This is a genomic window from Actinocrinis puniceicyclus, from assembly GCF_018283645.1.
Classification (GTDB): Bacteria; Actinomycetota; Actinomycetes; order Streptomycetales; family Catenulisporaceae; genus Actinocrinis; species Actinocrinis puniceicyclus.
Window position 1 is genome coordinate 1 of sequence record NZ_JAGSXH010000001.1, and the last position, 23,536, is coordinate 23,536.

The 23,536-nt window shown below is 70.0% G+C and carries 26 protein-coding genes; 12 read left to right on the forward strand and 14 right to left on the reverse strand.

All coding sequences use genetic code 11. The features are described 5' to 3' along the window. From KGA66_RS00005 to KGA66_RS00015, 3 genes are all read right to left on the reverse strand, one after another. Positions 1–1,289, reverse strand: a 1,289-nt coding sequence (locus tag KGA66_RS00005; RefSeq protein WP_211463082.1) for a glycoside hydrolase family 10 protein, incomplete at its 3' end; no start/stop codon positions are given. A gap of 403 nt (positions 1,290–1,692) precedes the next feature. Next, the gene (locus KGA66_RS00010) at positions 1,693–2,403 is read right to left on the reverse strand and encodes a hypothetical protein (RefSeq protein WP_211463084.1); all 711 of its coding nucleotides are present in this window, start codon (positions 2,401–2,403) and stop codon (positions 1,693–1,695) included. A 40-nt stretch (positions 2,404–2,443) separates the two neighbouring features. Then, positions 2,444–2,728 carry a hypothetical protein gene (locus KGA66_RS00015; RefSeq protein ID WP_211463086.1) on the reverse strand — a complete coding sequence of 95 codons (285 nt, stop codon included), beginning with the start codon at positions 2,726–2,728 and terminating at the stop codon, positions 2,444–2,446. A gap of 214 nt (positions 2,729–2,942) precedes the next feature. Here KGA66_RS00015 and KGA66_RS00020 point away from each other — a divergent pair, with 214 nt between their 5' ends. Then, positions 2,943–3,923, forward strand: a complete 981-nt coding sequence (locus tag KGA66_RS00020; protein WP_211463088.1) for a quinone oxidoreductase family protein — start codon at positions 2,943–2,945, stop codon at positions 3,921–3,923. 26 nt (positions 3,924–3,949) lie between these two features. Here the strand turns inward: KGA66_RS00020 and KGA66_RS00025 are convergent, their stop codons facing one another. Next, entirely contained in the window at positions 3,950–4,945 is a 996-nt protein-coding gene (locus KGA66_RS00025; protein WP_211463090.1) for a threonine ammonia-lyase, read from the reverse strand. A gap of 132 nt (positions 4,946–5,077) precedes the next feature. Here KGA66_RS00025 and KGA66_RS00030 point away from each other — a divergent pair, with 132 nt between their 5' ends. The 3 genes from KGA66_RS00030 (at position 5,078) to KGA66_RS00040 (ending at position 7,380) form a co-directional block, all read left to right on the forward strand. Continuing rightward, complete coding sequence (locus tag KGA66_RS00030; RefSeq protein WP_211463091.1) at positions 5,078–5,434, forward strand: ArsR/SmtB family transcription factor; 357 nt, start codon at positions 5,078–5,080, stop codon at positions 5,432–5,434. Beyond that, positions 5,431–5,961, forward strand: coding sequence for an SRPBCC family protein (locus KGA66_RS00035; RefSeq protein ID WP_211463092.1), 531 nt, complete (start codon positions 5,431–5,433; stop codon positions 5,959–5,961). The genes KGA66_RS00030 and KGA66_RS00035 overlap by 4 nt, the downstream gene beginning before the upstream one ends. Before the next feature lie 261 nt (positions 5,962–6,222). Then, positions 6,223–7,380, forward strand: a complete 1,158-nt coding sequence (locus KGA66_RS00040) for an ArsB/NhaD family transporter (protein ID WP_211463093.1) — start codon at positions 6,223–6,225, stop codon at positions 7,378–7,380. Between the two features lie 10 nt (positions 7,381–7,390). On the opposite strand, the gene KGA66_RS00045 is transcribed toward KGA66_RS00040, so the two are convergent. The 4 genes from KGA66_RS00045 to KGA66_RS00060 form a co-directional block, all read right to left on the reverse strand. Further along, entirely contained in the window at positions 7,391–8,383 is a 993-nt protein-coding gene (locus KGA66_RS00045) for an LLM class F420-dependent oxidoreductase (protein WP_211463094.1), read from the reverse strand. A 111-nt stretch (positions 8,384–8,494) separates the two neighbouring features. After that, positions 8,495–9,208 (reverse strand): PaeR7I family type II restriction endonuclease, encoded by a 714-nt coding sequence (locus tag KGA66_RS00050; protein ID WP_211463095.1) that lies wholly within the window; start codon positions 9,206–9,208, stop codon positions 8,495–8,497. Between the two features lie 63 nt (positions 9,209–9,271). After that, entirely contained in the window at positions 9,272–10,948 is a 1,677-nt protein-coding gene (locus tag KGA66_RS00055; protein WP_211463096.1) for an Eco57I restriction-modification methylase domain-containing protein, read from the reverse strand. A gap of 246 nt (positions 10,949–11,194) precedes the next feature. After that, complete coding sequence (locus KGA66_RS00060; RefSeq protein WP_211463097.1) at positions 11,195–12,091, reverse strand: RCC1 domain-containing protein; 897 nt, start codon at positions 12,089–12,091, stop codon at positions 11,195–11,197. A gap of 580 nt (positions 12,092–12,671) precedes the next feature. Here KGA66_RS00060 and KGA66_RS00065 point away from each other — a divergent pair. The 7 genes from KGA66_RS00065 to KGA66_RS00095 all read left to right on the forward strand — a co-directional run bounded on the left by KGA66_RS00065 (position 12,672) and on the right by KGA66_RS00095 (position 17,319). After that, the gene (locus KGA66_RS00065) at positions 12,672–13,154 is read left to right on the forward strand and encodes a Na+/H+ antiporter subunit E (RefSeq protein WP_211463098.1); all 483 of its coding nucleotides are present in this window, start codon (positions 12,672–12,674) and stop codon (positions 13,152–13,154) included. Further along, the gene (locus tag KGA66_RS00070; protein ID WP_312886645.1) at positions 13,151–13,414 is read left to right on the forward strand and encodes an MrpF/PhaF family protein; all 264 of its coding nucleotides are present in this window, start codon (positions 13,151–13,153) and stop codon (positions 13,412–13,414) included. Before KGA66_RS00065 ends, KGA66_RS00070 begins: the two co-directional genes overlap by 4 nt. 5 nt (positions 13,415–13,419) lie before the next feature. Further along, the gene (gene mnhG / locus KGA66_RS00075) at positions 13,420–13,779 is read left to right on the forward strand and encodes a monovalent cation/H(+) antiporter subunit G (RefSeq protein ID WP_211463100.1); all 360 of its coding nucleotides are present in this window, start codon (positions 13,420–13,422) and stop codon (positions 13,777–13,779) included. After that, positions 13,776–14,072, forward strand: coding sequence for a Na(+)/H(+) antiporter subunit B (locus tag KGA66_RS00080; protein WP_211463102.1), 297 nt, complete (start codon positions 13,776–13,778; stop codon positions 14,070–14,072). Before mnhG ends, KGA66_RS00080 begins: the two co-directional genes overlap by 4 nt. Next, positions 14,059–15,090: an MnhB domain-containing protein gene (locus KGA66_RS00085; RefSeq protein WP_211463104.1), complete on the forward strand. Its 1,032-nt coding sequence runs from the start codon at positions 14,059–14,061 to the stop codon at positions 15,088–15,090. Before KGA66_RS00080 ends, KGA66_RS00085 begins: the two co-directional genes overlap by 14 nt. Further along, positions 15,087–15,455: a sodium:proton antiporter gene (locus tag KGA66_RS00090; RefSeq protein ID WP_211463106.1), complete on the forward strand. Its 369-nt coding sequence runs from the start codon at positions 15,087–15,089 to the stop codon at positions 15,453–15,455. The genes KGA66_RS00085 and KGA66_RS00090 overlap by 4 nt, the downstream gene beginning before the upstream one ends. An 88-nt stretch (positions 15,456–15,543) precedes the next feature. Further along, a complete protein-coding gene (locus KGA66_RS00095) occupies positions 15,544–17,319 on the forward strand; it encodes a complex I subunit 5 family protein (RefSeq protein WP_312886647.1) in 1,776 nt (591 codons plus the stop codon). Between the two features lie 120 nt (positions 17,320–17,439). Here KGA66_RS00095 and KGA66_RS00100 read toward each other — a convergent pair whose 3' ends face one another. Then, positions 17,440–17,841 (reverse strand): hypothetical protein, encoded by a 402-nt coding sequence (locus tag KGA66_RS00100; RefSeq protein ID WP_211463108.1) that lies wholly within the window; start codon positions 17,839–17,841, stop codon positions 17,440–17,442. Continuing rightward, a complete protein-coding gene (locus KGA66_RS00105; RefSeq protein ID WP_211463110.1) occupies positions 17,841–18,809 on the reverse strand; it encodes a TIGR03557 family F420-dependent LLM class oxidoreductase in 969 nt (322 codons plus the stop codon). Before KGA66_RS00105 ends, KGA66_RS00100 begins: the two co-directional genes overlap by 1 nt. A 179-nt stretch (positions 18,810–18,988) precedes the next feature. Between KGA66_RS00105 and KGA66_RS00110 the strand changes: the two genes are divergently transcribed. After that, entirely contained in the window at positions 18,989–19,504 is a 516-nt protein-coding gene (locus KGA66_RS00110) for a DUF1360 domain-containing protein (RefSeq protein WP_211463112.1), read from the forward strand. Between the two features lie 54 nt (positions 19,505–19,558). Here KGA66_RS00110 and KGA66_RS00115 read toward each other — a convergent pair whose 3' ends face one another. From KGA66_RS00115 to KGA66_RS00130, 4 genes are all read right to left on the reverse strand, one after another. Continuing rightward, positions 19,559–20,116 (reverse strand): ferritin-like domain-containing protein, encoded by a 558-nt coding sequence (locus KGA66_RS00115; protein ID WP_246506767.1) that lies wholly within the window; start codon positions 20,114–20,116, stop codon positions 19,559–19,561. A 198-nt stretch (positions 20,117–20,314) separates the two neighbouring features. Further along, positions 20,315–20,836 (reverse strand): DUF5709 domain-containing protein, encoded by a 522-nt coding sequence (locus KGA66_RS00120; RefSeq protein ID WP_211463115.1) that lies wholly within the window; start codon positions 20,834–20,836, stop codon positions 20,315–20,317. Between the two features lie 5 nt (positions 20,837–20,841). Further along, positions 20,842–22,779 (reverse strand): transketolase, encoded by a 1,938-nt coding sequence (locus tag KGA66_RS00125; protein ID WP_211463117.1) that lies wholly within the window; start codon positions 22,777–22,779, stop codon positions 20,842–20,844. Between the two features lie 117 nt (positions 22,780–22,896). Continuing rightward, on the reverse strand, positions 22,897–23,514 hold the full coding sequence (locus KGA66_RS00130; RefSeq protein ID WP_211463119.1) for an endonuclease: 618 nt from the start codon (positions 23,512–23,514) through the stop codon (positions 22,897–22,899). Positions 23,515–23,536 lie beyond the last annotated feature (22 nt).

Below are 23,536 nucleotides of genomic sequence, written 5' to 3' on the forward strand. Positions count from 1 at the left end.
AGGGTCAGCTCGTTGGAGGAGTTGTGCGTCCAGGTCTGGTTCGCCGCACCGTTGCAGGTGTAGATCTGCTGCTGGGTGCCCAGCGTCGTGGTGCTGTTCGGGTCGTCCAGGCACTTGCCCGCACCCACCGCGTGCAACGCACCCGTGCTACCGCCGCCGCCACCACCGCCGCCACCACCGCTGGACGAGCCGCCCCACGCGGTGAGGGTGGAGTTGTAGGCGGGCTTGGGCTGGTAGTTGCTGTCGTACATGGTCGCGGCGCCGTACCCGGAGAAGGTGCCCGGGATCCAGGAGTCGGCGTCGCCGACGCCCCATTGCGAGACTCCGACGCAGCGCGAGACGCTCAGGCACCACTTGACGATGTTGCCGTAGTCGGTGGCCTGCTGCTGGAGGTTTCCGCTGGAGGCCGGCAGCGGGATGCGGTCGTCCAGTTCGGTGACCGCCACGTCCAGGCCCAGGGCGGCGAAGCGCTGCATGTTGGCCTGCATGCTGCTGGGCACCTGGCCGACGATGAAGTGGCTCTCCAGGCCGATGCCGCCCAGCGGTACGCCCTGCTGCAGCAGTTGCTGGGCGAGGGTGTACATCGCGTTGCTCTTGGAGTTCTCGCCCTCGATGTTGTAGTCGTTCAGGTACAGCTTGGCGTTGGGGTCGGCGGCGTGCGCGGTCTTGATGGCGTCGGCGATGTACGCCTCGCCGCCGCCGAAGGCGTTGTAGAACACGTCCTGGCGGTAGGAGCCGTCCTCGTTGAGGGGCTCGTTGACCACGTCCCAGGCGTAGATCTTGCCCTTGTAGTGGGTGACCTCGGTGGTGATGTGGGACTCCATCACGCCCTTGACCTGGCTCAGCGGCAGGCTGGAGACCCAGCCGGGCAGCTGGGAGTGCCAGACCAGGTTGTGGCCGCGCACGCGCATGTTGTGCGACTGCGCGAAGTTGACGATGCCGTCGCCGGGCCCGAAGTTGTAGGAGCCGTTGGACGGCTCGGTGGTGTCCCACTTCATCTCGTTGCCGGGGGTGACCATGTCGAACTGGGTGCCGGCCAGGTTGGTGATCGTGGAGTTGTTCACCATGTTGCCGGTCAGCTCGGTACCCATGTACCGGCTCTGCGCCTCGGCCGCCGCACGCAGCGTCGAAGCGGCCGAGGCCGAGCCGGCCAGAGCCACCGCGCCGGCCGTCGTCGCGACCGCGGCGACGGTTCCGGCCGCGTACAGGGCACGCAGCTTGCGCCGCCGACCGGAGGGGCCGGGCTGGGGCCGACTCGCTCCGATACCGGCGCCGATGTCGATATCCATTGGGCTAGTCCCTTTCCGCCCCGGCCGTACGCCGTCCATAGCGCTGACGCGGACGGCTCTCGTGGCTGGCTACGGCCGGCGAACGTCTCGAAATCTTTCGGTATCACGGCAGGCTCGCCGCGACGCGGTGACGTTAGGACCGGGCGTCGGAAACCGTCAAGGCTCTGGTCTCGTTGGCCGAAAGCTTTCAGGGCGTCAGCTGGAAAGTTTCACGCCACGTGATGGGATTACTTCCGGTGTGCCGCGGCGGGAATCGATCGCGCGCGACGAGGCGAAGCGAAGCGGGCGGCGGCGGCGGCGCGCCCCGGCGTAGCCGCCGTGGCATGCACACCGCCGCCGCCCTGCGCTGTCAGGGATCTGTTTCGCGCCTCGGCGCCCGCGACGAGCGCGGTTTCCCCGCGGGTTACTTCAGTTCGGCCCGCACCTTCTTCGCGTCGTCGCGAGCCTGCTTCAGATCCTTGCGCGCACTCTTCGCCGCGTCCACCAGCGGGGTGATGGCGCCACGGATCGCGGTGGCGTCCGCGCCCGGCTGGATCGCCAGCAGCGTGGCCGTCTTCCCCGACTCGGCCTGCTCGGCGTTCTGGACCCGCGTCTGCAGGTCGGCCAGCTGGGCCTGCTCGGCGGCGGTGGCGCCGCCGGGCTGCTTCGCCACCCGCTCGGCCAGCTTGTCGTGCACCTTCCGCAGCGCGGAGACGGCCGCGGCCTCGATATCGAACGCGTCGGTGAGGTGGACCTTCGGCACGACCAGCATGTACACCCGGTACTGGTCCACCATGACGGTCTCGTCCGCGCGCACCGCCGCGACCGCGCTCTCCGCGGCGACCTTGCCGCGCAGCGCGGTCAGGCCACTGACATCAGAGGTCAGCAGGCTGCCGAGCGCGGAGCGGTCGGCGCTGGTCAGGTGTGCCGCGTTGGTCACCGCGAGCTGGAGCGCGCGCAGGGTCTCCAGCCGTCCGTCGATGCGCGCGGTGGCCAGCGCCTTGACCGCGTCGAGGCCCAAGCCGGACCGGGCCGCGGGCGCGGGTGTGCTCTGTGCCTGGGCGGGCAAGGCGATCCCGGCGGCCAGCACCGCCGTGGCGGTGGTCGCCACACCGAGGCGTGTAAGGGTCTTCACGATGGATTCCCGTCTTCGTAACGTCGTGCGGCGGCTTCGGTCAGCCGCCGTCGGAGGGGCTCTGGGTGGCCTGCGCGAGCGCGGAGTCCAGCCCGGAAAGCTGGCCGTCGACCGCGCTGAGGTCGGAGTCGACGCCCGCGCCCGCGGGTGTGGTGCCGTCCGGCGCGCCGGCGGGCACCGCGCCGACGCCGGCCGTGCTCGTGACCGAGCCCGCGGGCTGTGACGCGACGGACTGCGCGCGGCAGCCGGCCAGCACACCCGCCAGCGCCGTGGCGCACAGGACCGACGTGGCCGCCGCAACCGCTCTACCGGTCGCTCGTTTCACCATTCCTCCAACCGAATCGCTCTGGACACCACCGACTATCGCGGGCCGGGTGTAAGAGCCCGGTAAACGCTCCCGGCGCGATGACGGCGCGGTTCTTGCGCCGGGGCTCGCCGCTTATGATCGACAGCACGGCGGACGGCGGACGGCGGCCGGCGAACGTCGGCTGGCCGGCGGCTGGACTGCGGCGGGAGCGGGAGAAGGAGAGGGGCGCGGCATGCGCGCGGTGATGGTCGAGCGATACGGCGGGCCCGAGGTCCTCAAGCCGACCGAGCTGCCCGAGCCGCAACCGCGGCCGGGCCAGGTTTCGATCGAGGTGGCGTACGCGGGAATCAACTACGCGGACGTCATGGCGCGCCGGGACGGCTACCAGGTCTCGGCGCTGCCGTTCGTGCCAGGACTGGAGCTCTCCGGCACGGTGCGCGCCCTCGGGTCCGGTGCGACAGGGTTCCGGCTCGGTCAGCCGGTGGCCGCGTTCGTCCCCTCCGGCGGATACGCGCAAGTCGCGGTCGCCGGCCTCGCGAGCGTGTACCCGCTGCCGGAGGGCACCGATCTGCGCGAGGCGGCGACCTGGCTCGCGGTGCTGCCGACCGCGTACGCGCTGCTGCACCGGATCGGCCGCCTCGCCGCCGGTGAGACAGTGCTCGTACACAGCGCGGCCGGCGGTGTCGGCACCGCGATCGGGCAACTGGCGCGCGCCGCCGGGGCCGCGGCCGTCTACGGCGTCGTGTCCTCGCCCCGGAAGGTGGCCTTCGCGCTCCGCTTCGGCTACGACCGGGTGTTCGTCGGGGACCGGTACGCCGCGGCGCTTGCGGAGGCGACCGGCGGACGCGGCGTCGACCTGATCCTCGACCCGGTCGGCGGCGAGACGCTGCGCACCGGGCTGTCGCTGCTGGCCCGCTTCGGCCGGCTCGTCTCCTACGGCAACGCGGGCGCGCAGGAGCCGTGGCGGGCCGGGCCCGGCGAACTGTACCCGCGCGCGCTGAGCGTGTCAGGGTTCTCGCTGCGCGCGATCAGCCGGGAGGAACCGGCGCTGCTGCGGCAGATCACCGAGAGCGCGATCCGGGCGGCGCGCGCCGCGGCCGTCCAGACCCCGATCACCGGCGAATACGCGCTCGAAGAGGTCGCCGAGGCGCACCGGATGCTCGAATCGCGGGCGACGACGGGCAAGCTCGTCGCGCGTGTCGCAGAGCACTGACGGTCTCGGCCACCGAGGGCCCCGGTTCAGGCCGGCAGCGGGGTGCCGAGCACCGCGGACAGTTCCGCCTCGCTCACGTTGCCGCCGCTGCAGATCAGGCCCACGTTCCTGCCCGCGTACTGTTCGCGGCGGGCCAGCAGCCCGGCCAGCGCGGCGGCACCCGCGCCCTCCGCCATCGTGTGCGCGGCGACGAGCATGAGGCGCTGCGCGGCGCGGATCTCCGTGTCGTCGAGCAGCAGGAAGTCGGCCAGCAGCGCTCGCATGATGCGCTGCGGGAGGTGGAACGCCTCACCGGTGGACAGGCCCTCGATCACGGTCTTGTTCGGCCGTTGCACGGGTGAACCGCCGCGCCAGGACTCGTATGCGGCCGGGGCCTGCGCCGACTGCACGCCGATCACACGGCAGTCCGGCGCGACGGCTCGCGCGCTCAGGCACGCCCCGGCCGCGCCCGTGCCCGAGCCGACCGGCACGAACAATGCGTCGAGCCTGGGCGCGACCTCGAACATTTCCAGCGCCGCGGTCGCCACACCCGCGATCAGCTTCGCTTCGTTGCCGGAGTCGACGTAGCGCGCCCCCGACTCGGCGGCCAGTTGCGCGGCGATCCGGCGGCATTCGTCGAAGTGCTCGCCGCGCAGCACGAGTTCGGCGCCGAGCGCCCGCACCGCCGCGGCCTTGACCGGGTTCGCGCTCTGAGGCATGACGATCGTGCACGGCGCCCCGAACTGCCGCGCGGCGTATGCGACCGACTGGGCGTGGTTGCCGGTGGAGGCCGCGACCACTCCCCCGGCGCGCTGCCCCGGCGAGAGCGAGGCGAGCAGTGTCAGCCCGCCGCGCACCTTGAACGCCCCGACCGGCTGGGCGTTCTCGTGTTTGATCCACACCGTCGCGCCGACGGCCTCGTTCAGAACGGGATACGTCCAGGCGGGCGTGGGCGGCAGATGCGCCGCGAGCACCCGGCGCGCCTCCAGGACGTCGGTGAACGTCGGTTCGTCGGGAAGCGCGGCGCTGTGCGATGTGGTCATGCCGTTCATCCTCTTGAGCGCCGTGAGCGGTTGTCCACCGGTTTCGCGCAGCCCTGGGCAGCCCTGGGACCGCTTTCGCGCGACCTGCGGACCATCCTTGACACGGCCGGGACATTGCATAACCATTTGGTTATGGAAACGGCGACCCTCTCCGAGGTGGAGCTCGACGCGGCGTTCACCGCGCTGGCCGATCCGACCCGCCGGGCGATCATCTCCCGGCTGGCTCGGGGGGAGGCCGGGGTGCTGGAGCTGACCGAGCGGTTCCCGATGAGCCAGCCGGCGATCTCGAAGCACCTGAAGGTGCTGGAGGCGGCCGGGCTGATCTCGCGGCGCAGGCAGGCGCAGCGCCGCCCGTGCCGGCTCGAACCGCTGCGGCTCAAGCAGCTGGCCGACTGGGTCGGCTCGTACCGCGAGTTCTGGGAGGCCGGTTTCCAGCGCCTCGACGATTACCTGGACGATCTGCAACAACAGGAGGAACAACCGCGATGAACGCTCAGCACACGGCGCCACAAACCGCGACGCACACGGCGAGCGCGCACCCCGCCCTCGAACTCGAGATCCCGCCGGGCCTGCCGGTGATCAACTACCGGCGCTTCGTCAAGGCCCCGCCCGACCTCGTCTTCACCGCCTTCACCGATCCGCGGCACCTGCGCAACTGGTGGGGCCCGCGGCGGATGGAGCTGGTGGTGTGCGAGGTCGATCTTCGCGTCGGCGGCGGCTACCGGTTCGTCTCGCGCGCCCCGGACGGACAGGAGTTCGGTTTCCACGGCGAGTACCGCGAGATCGACCGGCCCAACCGACTGGTGAACACTTTCGTGTTCGAAGGCGCCCCGGACCACTACGCCGTGGACACGGCGGTGTTCGAACGGGTCGAGGGCGGCACGCTGATCCGCGGCGAATCGGTGCACGACAGCGTCGAGGCGCGCGACGCACACGTGGCCGCCGGCATGGAGCCGGGCATGATCGAGACCATGGATCGACTCGACGACCTCGTCGCCGCCGCGCAGACGGTATAGCACCGGCCCAGGCCAGACCGGGCACGGGTTTCCGCATCGTCACCGCGGCCGCCACCGCCTCGGTGCATGGCGCCGGGAACGCGGGGCAATAGACGGCGCCCGATCCCGCGATCCCTGACTTGGCGGACGATGAGTGAATCACCGACGGAACGTCAAGGGCCGGTTTCGGTAGAGCCGGCCGCGGTTTCGGTAGAGCCGGACATACGGCGGGATCCTCCGGCCGCTGAGCGCTCCCGCCGTCCTCGCCTGCATCCCCTTGACGTGTTCGCGCTGGCGCTGCTGGTCGCGGGCGCGCTGTGCGTGGCCACCGGCGCCCTCTCCCGGCCCGACACCTCGGCGATCCTGCACCGGATCCTGCCGCTGCTGCTGTTCCTCGGCACGGTGATCATCCTGGCCGAGCTGACCGGCCGAGCGCAGACCTTCGACGTGGTCGCCACCCGGCTGGCGATCGCCGGGCGCGGGCGCTACGGCCTGCTGTTCGCGCTGTGCGTGCTGATGGCCGTGGTCACCACGGTGGGCCTGAACCTGGACACCACCGCCGTGCTGCTGACCCCGATCATGCTGGCGATGGCGGCGCGGGTCGGGCTGCCGCTGCTGCCGCTGGCGATGACCACGGTGCTGCTGGCGAACACCGCGAGCCTGCTGCTGCCGGTCGGGAACCTGACGAACCTGCTGGCCGCGGACCGGGTCACGCTCAACGCGGTGGATTTCGCGGCGCGGATGGCCACCCCCGAGGCCGCGAGTGTCGCGGTGACCATGGCGGTGCTCTGGTTCGGGTACTGGAGCCGGTCCAGGCGCGGCGGGGCGGCGCGCTACGAACTGCCCGAACCGTTCGCGCCGCGCGACCGGGTGCTGTGCGTGGTCGCCGGGGCGGCGTGCATGCTGTTCGTCGGCGCGATCCTGCTGGGCGCGCCGCTCGGCGCCGCCTCCGCCGCGGCCGCGGCCGTCACGGTCGCGGCCTTCGCGCTGCGCGAGCGCGCGGCGCTGCGCTGGTCGCTGCTGCCGTGGCGGCTGCTGGCCACCGTCACCGGGATGTTCCTGGTGGTGCAGACGATCACGGTGCACGGCCTCGGCTCGCTGGTCGCGCACCTGGTCGGCGCATCGAACTCGTTTCCGGGCCAGATGCGCGCCGCCGGCACCGGGGCGCTGCTGGCGAACCTCGTCAACAACCTGCCAGCCTACGTCGCGGGCGAGAGCGCGGTGCCGGCGGCGAACCACGGTCAGTTGCTCGCGTTGCTGATCGGGGTGAACGTCGGCCCGGTGATCACCGCCTGGGCCTCGCTGGCGACGCTGCTCTGGTACGAGCGATGCGCCGCGTTCGGGCTGCGCATCCCGAAGCGGCGCACGCTGGTCAACGGCGTGATCCTCGCGGTCCTCGGCGTGTTCGCGGCCACCGCCGCGCTGGCCGTGACCGGGTGAGCGACGCGGGCTACGAGGCCGGCAGTTCCGGCACGACCTGCTTGACGAACAGTTCGATGCCTGACTTGTCGTAGGCGGCCTCGGCGAAGTTGAGGATCGCGTATGTCATGCCGAAGCCGCGCGCCTCGGTCAGGTTCTCCACGATCTGCTCGGGCGTGCCGACCAGGGGGCCGGTGGTGAAGTTGTTCATCGTCTCGTCCAACTTCTGCTCGTTCAGGAACGGCGCATACCGGCTGCGGATCCAGGCGAGGCGGTCCTGCACGTCCTTCTCGGTCTCGCCGATCACGACGTTGTAGTTACCGGAGCGCACAATCGCGTCGAAGTCGGTGCCGACCTCGCGGCAGTGCTCGGCCAGGATCTGCGACTTGCGCTTGAAGACCTCGGGCGTCGCGTCGAAGTTGGTGTATTGGGCGTACTTGGCGGCGATGCGCAGGGTCTTCTTCTCGCCGCCGCCGGCGATCCACAGCGGGATGCCGCCCTCCTGCAGCGGCAGCGGCCGGCTGATTGCGCCGTCCACCTGGTAGTGCTTGCCGTCCAGGGTCGCGGTGCCCTCGGTCCACAGTTGGCGCATGATCTGCACGCCTTCGTCGAGCATCCCGAGCCGGTCGCCGGCCGTCGGGAAGCCGTAGCCGTAGGCGCGCCACTCGTGCTCGTACCAGCCCCCGCCGATACCCATCTCGGCGCGGCCGCCGGAGATCAGGTCCACCGTCGCGGCGACTTTCGCCAGGTAAGCCGGGTTGCGGTAACCCATGCAGGTGCACATCTGGCCCAGCCGCACTCGGCTGGTCGCGGCGGCGAACGCGGCCATGAGCGTCCACGCCTCGTGCGTGGCCTGGTCAGTAGGCACCGGCACGGTGTGAAAGTGGTCGTATACCCAGATCGATTCGAAGGGGCCGTTCTCGGCGGTGCGGGCGACGTCGAGCATCGCGTTCCACTGCTCGGCGGGGTCGATCCCGGTCAGGTCGAGCCGCCAGCCCTGCGGTACAAAGAGTCCTAAGCGCATGGTCCCAGACTAGTGAGGAAGATCCGGTAAGAGCCACTGCCGCTCCCGGGGATGTCACGCTGTCGTCGTCCCCGGCTTCGCCTGGCGCTCGTCCAGTTGTCAGGGCGCCTCTCAAGGCTGCGGAATCGTGCGCTGCCCGACGACTCGAAGCTGTCGAGGCAGCCCGAGATCCGAGAGATACGAGATGCGCGCGTTGATCGCGGCTGCGAAATGCCGCCAGTCCAGCGAGTCGACAATCTCGTTCGGCGATGGATCTCGCGGCGAAGAGGTGATGTAACACGCTGCGTCATATAGGCCCTCAGCTATAAGGCGCTGACAGAAGATCGCGAATCTCTGCTGATACGACTTCCCGTGCCAGATTTCTTCGACGGGGAACGCGCCGTCTCCGTTGCGCACCGGCGTGCGGGAGCCTTCAGCGTCCTGCATTATGAAGAAGTAGCCAAGCCACGGCCTCTCGCCTGGGTACAGCTCGGCGAGCGCGGCGCGTCGAATGTCTACGGCACTGCCGAGAGCTTCCTCGACCCGGTTGTTGTAGTTGTTGCCGAACGATGGGCCGCCAAGTGCCTTTAGTTCGAAGGCTGCGACGAGGGTGTCGCCGTGCACGACGACTACGTCCCACTGCTTCTGAGGGCGGTAATAGCCTGGCAGCTCGAGACGCTGCTGCGTAGTGACCCGGATGTCCTCGGCCGGGTAGCCCGCTTCCAGGAAGAACTTGGCAAGCAATGCCGCGATCGCGTCGAAGTGCTTGCCGGCGCGCACGGCGGCGGCTGTTCCCGCGGCGACGACATCTTTGATCGCTGAGAGTTGTTGCTGTGTCTCCTTCACTCTCCAGTACGCTGCGACCGCGTTTTCGAAGTCCTCTCGGGTGACTGTCACTCGTCGCCCCTTCTAGTCCGGTAGTTCGTCGAGTCCGTAGACGCGTAGCGCTGCCTCAGTTGCCGCCTTCACATCGCGGCGGTCGAACGCGTCCGCGAGGGCGGCGCGGTCCCGTTCGTCAAGCTGCCCGGGATCGGGCACGCGGATTCTGCGCAGGTACTGAGCTTGGAAACGTAGCGTCCCGCCTCGCATCTTCACCGCGTAGGCGTCGATGAACGCTTCCGCCACGCCGGAGAGCAGCAGGCCGCCGAGCACACGCAGATCCCAGGTCCGCGAGGTGATGTAGTACAGGTTGTGATGCGGGTAGAAACCGCCCTCGTCCAGGACCGGGTGAATTGTCAGCTTCATGTCCGGAAACAGAAGCTTCGCGCGGCCCGTGAGCCGATGATTGACCTTGTCAATGGTTTTGTACCACCGGTCAGGCTGCTTGCCCGCGACATAGCGCTTGGACAGCGCGGGCCGGTGTCGTTCGAAGTACTCGGCAAGCCGTGGATGGTCGCGCAGGTCGACAAGCTGACCGTCGCAGTCCCAAGGGTTGACGAGGTAGGCGCCCTGCCAACGCAGGTAGCCGCTGAGCGTGTCTTGAACCATTGCCAACGGCAGCAGGCGATCCGTCTCGACGAGATCGCCATCACGGGTGATGAAGATCCCGTCCGCGCCCGTGGCGACACCGATGCCGACTTGCGTGCCGGTCGTCTCGTCCTCGAGCAGACGAAAACGGTCGCTGAGGTCTTCGAGCATCGCCAGACGGGCCGGAGAGGCGGCGGGCCAGGAGTCCTCGCCGGGAAACCAGTGCGGCAGGCGCACTGCGTGGAATGCGCTTGCTTCGATGCGTTCCTGCGCGCTTTCCAGCGTCCAGGCCACCAGGCGCTTCGCGTCGTCAGAGCCGAAAGCGCCGCTCGCGGTGGCAGCTACCGCAGTGCCCTGCACGGATTTGCTGATGATCGTGATTGCTGGATACGCCGACACCTGCTCGTGAAACGCGTCGACGCTGTGCATGCTGAGCACGAGGTCGACGCTGTAGCGGCGGGTGACCAGCCGGCGCAGTCCGCGCCCGTACTGGTTACGCATCCACCGATCAGCGCAGATGAACCCGAGCCGGCCGTTTGGCTTGAGAGCGGCCAAACCGACCTCGTAGAAGCCGACGTACACGTCGGCTCTGCCCTCCATCAAGACGCAGGAGCGCCGATAGGCGGCCATGCGTGCGACGGGCACATCTTCCAGGCGGATATAGGGCGGATTGCCGACGATGAAGTCAGCCGGTTTCAGGTCGCGGCCCTGCAACAGGTAGTCGCCTTGACGGACCCACGCCCGTACAAGCTTGCTGACATCGTCCGGGTTCCAACCGTCCCGGGTGAGCACTTCGGCGACCGCGTCTCGGCTCCGCGTGACGTTGTGGTCAAGCAGTTCCAGCGCTTCAACGGCCGATTGAGCGTCGAGTAGAGGTCTGTGGTGCTTGCGACACGACGCGCTCAGGCGCTCGGCGATGGGGCCGAGAAAAGCCCCGCCGCCGCAGGCGGGCTCGACGATCCGCATCGCGGCCAGGTCGCGCTCGACCGTGTAGCCGACGAAATCGAGAATGGTCTCGACCACCCACCGGCGCGTGAAGACCTCGCCGTGCTCGACCGCATCCAGCATAGAGGGTGGCACCGCAAGATCATCGATCGCGAAGAGGGCGTCACCGTGCACGCAGTGACCCTACAACCACGCCACCCACAGCCCGGTGAGTGCTGGAGTGATGCTCCGTCCGCTCTGCCGAAATGATCAGGCGGCGGCGGAAACCGACGCCGCCATCTCCTCTGGCGCTACTCGATCACCTGGACCAGGCCGCGTCCGTGACCGGCCGACCCTCGCCGCGCGACGCGGGAACCGCGGCGCGTGAGCCGACTCGGGCGCAACGCCTGTAAGGACTGGAATCAGAAGAGGTCTCCGGGCTCACGGATGACGGTGTGTCAGTTCACGTTGGTGCGGCCGGGAGGCCTGGGGAAGCTGGACTCCGGACCAGGCATCGACCCCGCACTGTGTGTCGGCGTTGTTCCCTGCGGCCACGACTGTGCCATTGGCGCGCAGGCCAAGGGTGTGCGTTGAACCGGCCGCCACGGCGACAATGTCGTGCCAATCGCCGACTTTGCACTGTCCGTAGCTGTTGTCTCCCGCCGCGAGGACCCTTCCGGACGCGGTGACCCCGATGGTGTGGTAACTGCCCGCGCTGAGCGCCACCACGTCTTCCCACTCGTCGATCTCGCACGCCCCGGTTGTCCGGTCTCCGGTCGCGACGGCCCGTCCGTCGTGCCTGAGGCCGACGGTGTGGAGATACCCGGCCGCAATGGCGGTGAGGTCGCACCATTCCTCAACGGCACACTGCCGTCGTCGGTTGGTCCCCGCAGCCAGTGCTGAACCGTCCGACCGGACACCTACCGAGTGCCAGTCGCCACATGAGAGGGCGACCATCTCGCGCCAGGACTGCACGTCGCACTGTCCTTCTGAACTCCGGCCGACTGCCAGCACGCGGCCATTCGCGAGTAGCCCGAGCGTGCGGCGCCAGCCCGCGGCCACCGCCGTGACTCCTCGCCATCCGGCGACATCACACTGCCCGTCGCCGTTCCAGCCCGTTGCCAGCACGGTGCCGTCCGACCGGAGTCCGACCGTGTGGGACCTTCCGGTGTTCGTCGCGGTGTGGACATTGCCGGCTACGACCGAGACGATGTCTTCCCATCGCTCGACACGACATTCAGCGGCTGTGCTATTGCCTGTGGCGAGAACGGTTCCGTCCCAGCGCCGCCCGACCGAATGACGCCTTCCAGCGGCCAGCGCCGACGGGTTAGCGAGCATTCTGCCTGCCTCGAGTCGACCGACGCCCGGGACAGATCCAGCATGCAGACCGCCGCCCCAGAGACCTCATCCTGATTCCAGTCCTAAGCCACGCATATCAGAACACAGTCAGACAACCGCTTGCCACACCGGCGTCGAGCGGGCGTCAGTAAGGCAGCTGCCGGCGCCCCGACGGAGTACGCAGATCCAGGGGCGCGAGTTCATGCCTTGACGAGCGCCGCTTGTGGATACGGACCCGGCGGCCCTGTTCAGCGGTCTCGATGCGTCGCGTCATCGCATTCGTCTCCTGTTCGAGCGGTTGCGGACGCTTGCATGCCCGGGTACGCGACCCGGAAACCCGTCTGGGGCGTACGGACGGTGTATGGACCGCGTTTGGACCGCATGGCCCATACGGAGCAGGCGCGTGTACACGATCACCGGGAGGGTAGTGGTGCTGACCGGCATGGACAAGTCGAGGTGAGATGAGGCGCGCCGCTGGAGGTGGCCCTTGTATTCGTCGCATCCCCATTCGTCACAGCCCCATACGTCACGACCCGCCGTGCGTTACGCCGGCCGCGTTCTCGCACTCGCCGCCTGGTGCATGATCGTCTGGATCCTGCTGACCTGGACCGTGACGCTCGAACAGTACCTGTTCGGCGTCGGCGTCTCGCTCGCCGTCGCCCTGGCGCTCGCCCCGCTCGGTCCCGTCATCGGCCCGTGGGCCTTGCTCTCCCCTGGCCGCCTGTGGCGGACCCTCGCCCTGCTGGCCACCTCACTTCGCCGCATCGCCACGGCGAACGTCCGGCTGGCCGCGCGGATCTGGGCGCCGAGCCGCCCGCTGCGCAGCGGCATGGTGATCACCCCCACGACGCAGCGGACGGTGTTCGGTCTGACCGTGGTCGGGCTGGTGACTTCGGTGGTGGTGGACACCCAGCTGGTCGACGTCGACCGACGGCGCCGGCAGTTGCAGTACCACGCGGTCGCGGTGCCGCGACCCGGTGAGCAGAACGCCCGCGCGCAGATCAACGGACCGGTCGAGCGATTCCTGCCCGGCGGCCGGCAGGAGAAGGAGGAGCACTCGTGAGTACGTCGCTGTACGGCGTCATCGCCCTCGCCGAGACGGCCATCGGTCTGCTGCTGATGGTGCGGCTCGCCATCGGGCCCACCATCTCGGACCGCATCGTCGCGCTCAACACCCTGTCGACGCAGGCCGCGCTCGCCGTACTGTTCTTCGCGGCCTTCGCCGACCGGACGATCTACCTGGACGTCGCGCTGTGGCTGGCCTCGTTCAGTTACCTCGGCGCGATCGTGTGGGCGCGCTACCTGGAGCGGGGGCTGCTGTGAAGACCGTGGCGTTCCTGGTGACAGCCGGCATCGGACTCGCGTTCTCGCTCTCCGGCGCGGTGGGGATCCTGCGCATGCCGGACCTGTACAGCCGCATCCAGTGCTCGTCGAAAACAGTGACGATGGGCGCACTGCCGGCGCTGATCGCGCTGGTCGTCGGCGAGGGGATCGACAGCGGCTACGCCAGCCGGGCGCTGCTCATCGCGGTGCTGCTGCTCGTGGTGAACCCGACCGCCTCACACGCTCTGGCGCGCGCGGCTTACAAGTCGGGCGTGCCGATGTGGAGCGGTGCGGTCCGTGACGAAGTCGCCGGGCGCGAGGATTCGCAGCGGCGGCGCGAGCAGGATTGCGCAGGCCCCGAGTGACGCTCTTCTGGACTCTCGACTACCTGGTGCTCGCGCTGATCGTGATCGGGACCGTGCTGGTGGTCAGGCTGCGCAACCTCAACGGCGCCGTGATGGCGCTCTCCGCCGTCGGCACCATGCTCTCCCTGATCTTCGTCGTGCTGGGCGCGCCCGACGACGCGCACTCCGAGGTCGTCGTCGGCGCGATCGCGTTGCCGGTGCTGTACCTGGTCGCCATCGGCAAGGCGCGCACCGACGTCGCGGGCGGCGGCGAGATGCAGGAGGAAGGCGAGTCGCACCATGACGGCGACTGACGAACGCGGTCAACCCATCCGCGGGGAGGCCGTCGAAGCCGAGCCGAAGCATCGCATCGTGGTCGGCCTGCTGCTCACCGCGGGCACGGCCGTGGCGCTCGGCGCCGCGCTGCTCGACATCCCGCGGGCGAACGCGCACCTGTCCGAGGTCGCGCGGTACGCGCTCCAGGTCTCGCTGCCGAGCTGGAACCTCACCGAACCGGTCAACGAGGTCGTCTACGGCACCCGTGGCTTCGACACCTTCGGCGAGACCTTCCTGCTGCTGGCGGCTGTTGTCAGCGTCGTGCTGCTCTCCCGCCCGCGGGAGCCGAGGACCGGCTACTTCGGCGAGGACGTCGCGGGAAAGCGCGAGCAGTCCGAGGTCGATCCGTCCGAGAAGCCAGGCGCGGACGAGCGCGAGGCGCGCAGCGCGGAGAGCGGCGAGATGGACGAGGATTCGCCCGCGGCCGGGCGAAGCGGCACGCAGCGGCCGAAGACCCCTGACAACGAACGGGTGGGCGGCCGCGGACCGGAGCGCGCCGAGGCGATGGCGGTCGTGGTGCGCGGCGGGGTGCGCGCCGCGACACCCGTCCTCGCGGTGGCCGGGTGCTACCTGGTGGCCTGGGGCTACTCCCCCGGCGGCGGCTTCCCGGGCGGCGCGGTCGTCCTCGGCGTCGTGCTGCTGGTCTACTCGGCCTTCGGACGGGGGCGGATCGCGAGGGTGATCAAGCCCTCGGTTGTCGAGACCGCCGAAATGGCCGGAGCCGCGCTGATCATCCTGACGGAGGCGCTCGGCCTTGCTCTCAAGGGCTCCTTCACGGCCAACTGGCTGCCGCTGACGCCGCCGGGGACCATCCGCTCCGGGGGCGTCGTGCAGCTGTTCTCCGCCGGGGAGCTCGTCGAGGTCGGCACGGGCCTGATCATCGCGGTGTTCGCGCTGCTGGCGATGAGCCACGACTGGGCCCGCGACACCTCGTCCGGCGAAGAAGGCGACGAAGGCGACGAGGGCGGCGGCCGTGAGGGGGGCGCGAAGCAGTGATCCTAGCCAACTACCTGGTGGCCGGGTTCGTGTTCTGCGCCGGCCTGTACACGGTGCTGACCCGCCGCAACCTGATCAAGATCGTGATGGGCCTCTCGCTGATGGAGGGCTCCACCTACCTGCTGTTCATCTCCATGGCCTACCGGGCCGGGTCGACCGCCCCGGTGCTGGTGAGCCCGCCCGCCGGGCGAAGCGCACACGACCTGGTACGCGGGAACGTCGCGGATCCGGTGCTGCAGAACTTCTGCCTGACCGCGATCGTCATCGGCGTGGCGGTCACCGCGGTGTTCCTCGCCATCGTGGTGCGGATCGCCCAGCACTACCGCACCCTGGACGCCGACAGGATCAGGGAGCTGCGAGGGTGAACCAGGAGCCTGAGAGGGTGGTCGGTCCGGTTTCGGGTCCGCGGTCGCAGGCGCAGGCGCGGTCGCGGTCGGCGCGAGGGGCCCGGCGGTGAGCGTCGGGGTGACCGTGGCGGCCGCCGGATCGCTGCTGCCGGTCCCGGTCGCGCTCCCGCTGACCGGCGCGGTGCTCGCCCCGCTGCTCGCCCGGGTGTTCAAGCGCCTCGCGCTGATCGTCTCGGCGGTCGCGCTGCTCGGCTCGCTGGCCGTGCTGGCACTGATCGCGCCGAAGGTGTACGGCGACGGCGGCGGCGTCCTCGCGCACTACATGGGCGGCTGGGGTCCGGTCCACGGCGCGGTGCTGGGCATCGCGTTCGCCGCCGACCCGTTCGGGATGACCTTCGCGCTCGCCTGCGCCGGAATCAGCACGCTGCTGGTGGTGTACGCGCTCTCCGAGCTCGGCGGCCTCGGCGAGCGCGAACTGGGCGCCTACGCCTGCCTGTTCCAACTCCTCGTCGCCGCGCTGATCGGGTCGGCGCTGACCGCGGACCTGTTCAACCTGTTCGTCTGGTTCGAGGTCGCGGCCCTGGCCAGCTACGGGCTGACCGGGTTCTTCCTGGAGCGGCCGATCGCGCTGGAGGCCGCGTTCAAGATCGCGGTGCTGACCACGATCGCGGCCTTCGCGGTGTTCGTCGGCGCCGGTCTGCTGTACTCGGGCGACGGAGCGCTGAACCTCGCGCAACTGCACGACGCGCTGGCCGCGCACGTCGGCACCGCCGACCTCGTCGCGCTGGGACTGCTGACGGCCGGGTTCGCGACGAAGGCGGGGCTGACGCCTTTCCACGGCTGGCTCGCCGACGCGCACACCGCCGCGCCGGGACCGGTCTCGGCCCTCTTCTCCGGGCTCATGGTCAACCTGGGCGTCGTGGCGGTCGGGCGGCTGGCGTTCCAGGTCTTTCCCACCTCCCGTGTCCCGATCCTGGGCGTGCTCATGGTCATCGGGATCGTCTCCGCGCTGACCGGGGCGACCCTGGCGCTCGCGCAGGACGAACTCAAGCGCCTGCTGGCGTACGACACGGTCTCGCAGACAGGCGTGCTGGCGATCGGTCTGGCGACCCGTTCGGCCTCCGGTATCGCAGGCTCCACATACCACCTGGTCAACCACGCGCTGTTCAAGTCGCTGCTGTTCCTGTGCGCCGGCTCGATCGTGCACCGCACCGGGATCACGAAGCTGTCCGAGCTGGGCGGCCTGCTGCGGCGCTGGCCCGCGGTCGCGGCGGCGTTCATGGTCGGGGCGGCCTCGATCGCGGGCATCCCGCCGCTGGGCGGCTACGTCTCGCTCAGCCTCATCCACCGCGGCTTGACCGAAAGCCATCAGTACGTGCCCCTGGCGCTGATGCTGCTGGCGCAGCTGATCACCATCGCGGCGCTCGGGCGGGCGGCGTGGCTGGCGTTCCTGCGCGAGCGCGAGGAGGACTACGAGCGCGAGCAGCCCCTGCAACCCGGGATGCTGATCGGGCTGAGCGGCCTGGCCGTGTGCTGTTTCGCCTTCGGCGTGCTGCCGGGCGCCGTGATCGACCACGTGATGGCCCCGGCGGCGTCCGGGCTCTTACACGCCCGGCAGTACGCGCACGCCGTGCTCGCCGGATCCGGCCGGCTGCCGCCGGTGAGCGTCGTGTTCGACTACACGGATCTGACGGAACTGACCATCGTCGTGGTCAGCCTCGTGCTCGGCGCGTTGCTCGCGTACGGGTATCTGCTGCGTTCGAAGGAACCGCTGCCCGTGCGGGCCCTGCGCGCCGTGCACACCGGATCGGTGAACGATTACGCGGCCTTCGTTGTGGCCGGGGTGATCGCCGTGATCGCCGCGCTGCGCTGGGCCGGATAGGCCGTGTTGGAGAAGTAGCGTCGGATTAGGCCGCGGCGTCTGGCGCGTGCGTTCGCAAGGCGGCGCAGCATCCTCATACCGGGATGCTTTTCGGCTCTGCGACTCGGGGACCGTTCGCGCCTACGTGTGTGCGTCGTCCGTCATGGAGCCGCTTTCGTCGTCGTCCGGCGCAGGCATCTCGTACCGGTAGTCGCTCCAGACGTGTGTGAGCATGCCGATTATTCCGGTGAGCACGACGATCCCGACGGCGATCCAGATCAGCACCCTGGGTCCGACGGTCAGTCCGACGCCGCCGAGGATGAAACCGGCCACGACGATCCCGCTCGCGATGTACCCCGCCCGTGTGCCGCTGTGCCCCACGCTGTTCTCCCAGGTCTCACCGCCGAGCACGTTGGCGGAATCCGCGAGTTTCTTCTCGTGTCCCTGCGCGCCATGCGCGCGCTGCGCGACATTGTGGATCTCGCGCCCGGTTTCCCCGGCCTGTCCGTAGACGCGCGTGGCTCTGCTCGTATCGTGGCTCATTACGCGCGCATACCCTTCAGCCTCGGCAGGATGCGTTCCGCGTAGAAGTCGAAGAATCCGCGCTGCTCCGGGCCGATCTGGTTGATATACACCTCGTCGTACCCGGCGTCGGCATACTCGGCGAACCGGCGCAGGTGCGCCTCCTCGTCATCGCCGCACACCAGCGCCGAGGCCACCATCTGCGGGGTGACCAGCTGCTGCGCCTGTTCGAAGTGCCTCGGCTGCGGCAGCACCTGCGCCAGCTCGCCGGGCAGCTGCTCGTTCGCCCACCGCTCGTGCGCCGTCTTGACCGCCGCGTCCCGGTCCGGCCCCCAGCACACCTTGTAGCCGCCCTGGGCCGGCTTACCCCGGCCTCCGTGTTCGCGGAACACGCCAAGCAGTCGGGAGTCCGGTTGGGTGCCGACGTATCCGTCGCCGACGCGTCCGGCCATCCGCGCCGACGCGGGACCGAATCCGGAGACGTACACGCGCACGGGTTCCTCCGGCAGCGTGTAGAGCCGAGCCTGGTCGACGGTGTAGTAGGTGCCGCGGTGGTTGACGACGTCCCCCTTCCACAGCTCCCGCATCACCTCTACCGCTTCCTCCAGCATTTCGCGCCGCACCTTCGAGGTCGGCCACGGCCCGCCGAGGATGTGCTCGTTGAGGGCTTCACCGGTCCCGACACCGAGCACGAAGCGCCCGCCGGTGAGCACGGCCGCGGTTGCGGCGGCCTGGGCCACGATCGCCGGGTGCATACGGATGGTGGGGCAGGTGACGGCGGTGGTGATGGGCAGGTCCACGGCCTGCGATAGGGCACCGATGGTGCCCCACACGAAGCTGCTTTGCCCCTGAGCATCGTTCCACGGGTGATAGTGGTCGGAGATCCAGAGCGCTTCGAAACCCGCGTCCTGGGCCATGCGCGCCTGCTCGACCAGTTCGCGCGGACCGAACTCCTCGCTGGACAGGAAGTACCCGATCTTCTTGACCATCGAATTCTCCTTCGATCACCGATGCCTGCCGGAACGTCCCGGCGTCGCCTCGCCCGCGTGTACCCGGGTCCGCGGCGGGTAGTCGGCGCGGCAGTACTTTTCAGCCCGGAAGGCGATCAACCCGAATTCCACGCCGATAACGCCATGTATCGGCGGCGAAGCAACGGAAGGCAGGCGCAATGGCGCAGAAGACGGACCAGGCGGAGCGGGCGGAGCGGGCGCTGCGCGAGGTCGAGCAGGAGTACACGCAGGGAGCGCAATTCCCGCTGCGCAGCTACGTAGGCGCCATGGGCACCTACACGGCGGTCGTGGCCGCGCTCGCGGGGATCGCGCGGGCGACGCGTCGGCCGGTGCCGAACCCGGGCCCCTGGGACGTGGTGTTGCTCACCGGCGCGACCCACCGACTCAGCAGGTTGATCTCCCGCGACCCGGTCACCAGCCCGCTGCGCGCGCCCTTCACCCACCTGCGCGGCACGCAGGGTCCGGCGGAGCTGAAGGAGGAGGTCCGCGGCACCGGCGCGCGCAAAGCCGTCGGCGAACTGCTGACCTGCCCCTTCTGCACCGGCATGTGGATCTCGACCGGTCTGTGCGCGGGCCTGGTCTTCGCACCCGGCGTGACCCGCCTGGCCGCGGGCGGGCTGACCGCGCTGACCGGCTCGGACTTCCTGCACTTCCTGCGCGCCAAGCTGATGTGAGATGTCGTCCGCCGGCCGGCCGCGAGCAGCGCGAGCTGATCGGGCCGGCCCCGCTCAGCTTTGTTCGAGCAGCGAGAGCATGTCCTCGGCGTGCTCCTCCTCGGTGGCCAGGATCTCCTCGAAGACCCGCCGCGTGGTCGGGTCGCCGTCGCCGAGCCAGGCGATGATCTCCGTGTAGGCGGCGACCGCGATGCGCTCCGCGACCAGGTTCTCCTCGATCATCGCGCGCAGTTCGCGCGCGGTGACGTACTGGGAGTGGGCGCGGCCGGTGAGCGTCTGCGGGTTCATGTCCGGCACGCCGCCGAGCTGCACGATGCGCCCCGCGAGCATGTCAGCGTGCTGCTGCTCCTCGTCGGCGTGTTCGAGGAACTCCTGCGCGACCGGGGTCGCGTTCAGGCCGGTGGCGGCGAAGTGGTGCTGCCGGTAGCGCAGCACGCAGACCAGTTCGGTCGCCAGCGACTGGTTCAGCACATCGAGGACCCGGTCGATGTCCGCGCCGTACGCGGCCGTCACCGGGCCCTTGTCCATCTGCTCGCGCGCCTTGGCCCGCAACGTCTCGATATCGCTGAGAAAAGGCTGGGCGGGGTTCATCGTCTCCTGGTCCTCCTGCATGTACGCGATCCTCCTCGGTCGGTTCGGCAACCACCGTCGGCTACCCCCGGCTCCATCGGTCAATCCGCCCATCCGGCTTGCGCGGCCACATCCGCGCACGTGCGCGGATCCGCCGGCAGGCGGCATGGACCCCGGCGAGCGTGCGCAGGTCCGCGCCGGACGGCACGAACAGTCCGGCGCTTCGAGTCGCCGGCGCGCTCACGTGTCACGGGTCAGCGGGTCCTGCCAGCTCTCGGCGGCTTCCGCGTCCCGCTCGCGGGTGTCACGCACGTCCGCGTCGGCGATGTGCATCGCCGCCTCCTCGGCGCTGGCCGCTCCCCCGTCGATGCCCATGTCGCGCGCGAGGTAGTTGGGGCTGCTGACCGTGTGCGCGCCCTCGTCCTCGGCGACCAGACGACCGGCGCGCCGGTCGGGTTCCAGCTGGTCCGGGTCCGGCGGGGCGTCCGATTCCGGCTCCGGCCGGTTGTCCAGCGAGGCGGGCTCGCCGAAGTCCGGCTCCTCCTCGGCCAGGCGCTGGTCCAGCGGCGCGCCGGTGCGCGCCTCGTTGAACGTCACGCCGTACCTCTCGGACGCGGGCCTGCGCTCGGGCGGGCTGATACCGGTGTCCAGCGGGTCGCTCGCCAGGTCGTCGGTCTCAAGGCTGTCGCCGGGCTGCAGGACGCCGTCGTCCTCGGGCACGTCCTGCGGCTCGATCGGGTTCTCGCTCTGGTCCGTTGTCATGGTCCTCACTCACTTCTCGGGGTGGGCTTGCCGCCGGGCCGCTCGTCACGCTCCAGGAATGCGCGCGCAGCCTGGACGATGTGCGCAGCGCTGATCCCGGCGGCGTCCAGTGCCGCGGCGGTCGAGGCGGAGCCGGGCAGCGAGTCGACGGCCAGGTGCGCGAACCGGGCCGCGCCCGGCGCCGTCCCGCGCCGCGCCAGCACGGCGGCGACCGCCTCGCCGATGCCGCCCTCGGGATGGTGGTCCTCGACGACCATCAGCAGCCTGGTCTGCTCGGCGCAGCGGCGCAGGCTCGCCTCATCGAGCGGCTTGACCGAGTACAGATCGACGACACGCGTCGCAATGCCCTGCTGGGACAGTCGCGTCGCGGCCTCCAGGCATTCGTGCAGGGTCACCCCGGCGCCGACCAGTGTCACGACGTCCTGCGGGCTCTCGCCCCAGACCTTGCACCCGCCGACCTGGAACCGCTCGTCCGGGCGGTAGAGGACCGGGTAGGCGCCGCGCGTCGTCCGCAGGTAGCTGATACCGGGCAGGTCCGCCATGGTGAGGGTGAGCGCCGCGGCGCTCGTCGCGTCGGACGGGTAAAGGACCGTCGAACCGTGCACCGACCGCATCATCGCGATGTCCTCCAGCCCCATCTGCGAGGGGCCGTCGGCGCCGATCTCCACCCCGCAGTGCGAGCCGACGACGCACACGTCGGCCTGTGAGATCGAGGCCATGCGCAGGAAGTCGTGCGCGCGCGTCAGGAAGGCCGCGAAGGTGGCGGCGAACGGGCGGTATCCGCGCACCGAGAATCCGACCGCCGTGGCGATCATCTGCTGCTCGGCGATGTACATCTGGAAGTAGCGGTCCGCGTGTTCCTTCTCGAAGTCCTCGCCGTACGTCGAGTTGCCCACCTCGCCGTCGAGGGCGACGACGTCGGGTCGCGCGCCGAGGGCGGCCAGCGCCCGGCCGTACGCCTTGCGGGTGGCGACCTGCTCGCCGAGTTCGAAGCGCGGCGCCTCGATCGGCTGTCGCGGTCGGGCCGCGCCTACCGGTACCCGGGGCGGCGTGACCGCGTCGGGCAGCGGGCCGCGCGCCCGGATCGCGCTGACACCGCCGAGTTCCCCGACCGCGCGCCGTGCCATGTCCTCGGGCAGCGGCTTGCCGTGCCAGCCCGGTTTGTCTTCGATCTCTGCGAACCCGCTGCCCTTGACGGTCCGGGCGATGACGACGGTGGGACGGTCGGCGAGCGTCACGGCCTCGTACGCGGCGGTGATCTCGTCGGCGTCGTGGCCGTCGATGGTCAGCGCGCGGCAGCCGAACGCGGTCACCCGGTGCGCGTACCGCTCGGTGTCCCAGCCGAATTCGGTCGCGCCCGTCTGCCCGAGCCGGTTGACGTCGATGATCGCGGTGAAGTTGGCCAGGCCGTAGTGCGCGGCCTTGTCCAGCGCTTCCCACACCGAGCCTTCGGCCATCTCGCCGTCCCCGCACAGCACCCACACCCGGTAGGGAAGCCGGTCGAGCTTGCGCCCGGCCAGCGCGATGCCGACGCCGTAGCCGATGCCCTGCCCGAGCGAGCCGGTGGCCACGTCCACCCACGGCAACACCGGGGTCGGGTGGCCCTGGAGCCGGCCGGACCGGCGGTAGGTGTCCAGCAGTTCTTCCTCGCTGATCACCCCGGCGGCGCGGTACATCGCGTAGAGCAGCGGCGATGCGTGGCCCTTGGACAGGATCAGGTGATCGTTGGCCGGGTTGTCCGGCTCGTCCCAGTCGTAGCGCAGGTGCCGGGCCATGAGCACCGCCATCAGGTCGGCGGCCGACATGCTGGAGGTGGGGTGCCCGGAGCCGGCGGCGGTGCTGGCCCGCACCGCATCGACGCGCAGTTGACGCCCCAGGGCGTAGAGCGCGGCCCGGTCCGCCGCGGGGCCAACCATCGGCAGGTCGCTTCCGATCGCATTCATGCCGTACCCGCTCTCATGCTCGTCGTCTGTGTTGGGTCCGGTCGCTACCGGTCCGGCGGTACCCGGACGAACCGAAATGATTCGCCCCGGCCGCCCGACTCACGGCTCTTTCATCCTTCAGAGCGTGACGCGCACGAGGGCGGCCGCCAGTCGCGGCAGGTCGCTCTCGGCCACGAGCGCGGCCAGCCGCGCCGGATCGGCGGGCAGCCCGACCGCACCGGCGCCTTGCAGGGCCCGTTTGTCGAAGGTGGGCCGCAGTTCCGGCCACAGTCCCTGCGCCTCGCGGCAGAAGATCTCGGCACCGACCGGACCGATCCGAGGCACCTCTCGCAGCAGGCCGCGGATGCGGCGCGCGTCGTGGCCGGCTTCTGCGCGCAGTTTGCGCAGGTCACCGTGCCAGCGGTCGAGGACGAGCTGCGCGCCCTCGCCCAGGGCCGTCGCGGTGCTCTCGTCGTAGCGGCGGTAGTTCGCGCGGCCGAGCGCGTCAACGCGCTCCTGCCAAGTGGCGTCGAGCATCGCTTTCGGGCTGCGGTAACCGGCCGCGAACAGCTCGCGCGCCGCATCGACCGCGGTCTGCGCGCGGATGCGGATCGCGGACAGCACGCACACCACCAGCAGTTGGTAGAGCGGCGCGGGCGAGTCGTGCAGGCGGACTCCGGCTTCGTCGCAGAACGTCCGTCCGTGTTCCCGCAGCAGTTCGCCGGCTTTACGGCGCTGATCTTCGCTCTCGGGCATCAGTTCCTCCGATCGGGTCGCG

Bases quoted from the DNA above. Each gene is read 5' to 3' on its own strand.
- KGA66_RS00115 (WP_246506767.1), bottom strand. From the start codon at position 20,116: ATGCAGGAGGACCAGGAGACGATGAACCCCGCCCAGCCTTTTCTCAGC.
- KGA66_RS00025 (WP_211463090.1), bottom strand. From the start codon at position 4,945: ATGACCACATCGCACAGCGCCGCGCTTCCCGACGAACCGACGTTCACC.
- KGA66_RS00130 (WP_211463119.1), bottom strand. From the start codon at position 23,514: ATGCCCGAGAGCGAAGATCAGCGCCGTAAAGCCGGCGAACTGCTGCGG.
- KGA66_RS00085 (WP_211463104.1), top strand. From the start codon at position 14,059: ATGACGGCGACTGACGAACGCGGTCAACCCATCCGCGGGGAGGCCGTC.
- KGA66_RS00125 (WP_211463117.1), bottom strand. From the start codon at position 22,779: ATGAATGCGATCGGAAGCGACCTGCCGATGGTTGGCCCCGCGGCGGAC.
- KGA66_RS00060 (WP_211463097.1), bottom strand. From the start codon at position 12,091: ATGCTCGCTAACCCGTCGGCGCTGGCCGCTGGAAGGCGTCATTCGGTC.
- KGA66_RS00045 (WP_211463094.1), bottom strand. From the start codon at position 8,383: ATGCGCTTAGGACTCTTTGTACCGCAGGGCTGGCGGCTCGACCTGACC.
- KGA66_RS00035 (WP_211463092.1), top strand. From the start codon at position 5,431: ATGAACGCTCAGCACACGGCGCCACAAACCGCGACGCACACGGCGAGC.
- KGA66_RS00110 (WP_211463112.1), top strand. From the start codon at position 18,989: ATGGCGCAGAAGACGGACCAGGCGGAGCGGGCGGAGCGGGCGCTGCGC.
- KGA66_RS00020 (WP_211463088.1), top strand. From the start codon at position 2,943: ATGCGCGCGGTGATGGTCGAGCGATACGGCGGGCCCGAGGTCCTCAAG.
- KGA66_RS00065 (WP_211463098.1), top strand. From the start codon at position 12,672: ATGATCGTCTGGATCCTGCTGACCTGGACCGTGACGCTCGAACAGTAC.
- KGA66_RS00100 (WP_211463108.1), bottom strand. From the start codon at position 17,841: ATGAGCCACGATACGAGCAGAGCCACGCGCGTCTACGGACAGGCCGGG.
- KGA66_RS00120 (WP_211463115.1), bottom strand. From the start codon at position 20,836: ATGACAACGGACCAGAGCGAGAACCCGATCGAGCCGCAGGACGTGCCC.
- KGA66_RS00105 (WP_211463110.1), bottom strand. From the start codon at position 18,809: ATGGTCAAGAAGATCGGGTACTTCCTGTCCAGCGAGGAGTTCGGTCCG.
- KGA66_RS00030 (WP_211463091.1), top strand. From the start codon at position 5,078: ATGGAAACGGCGACCCTCTCCGAGGTGGAGCTCGACGCGGCGTTCACC.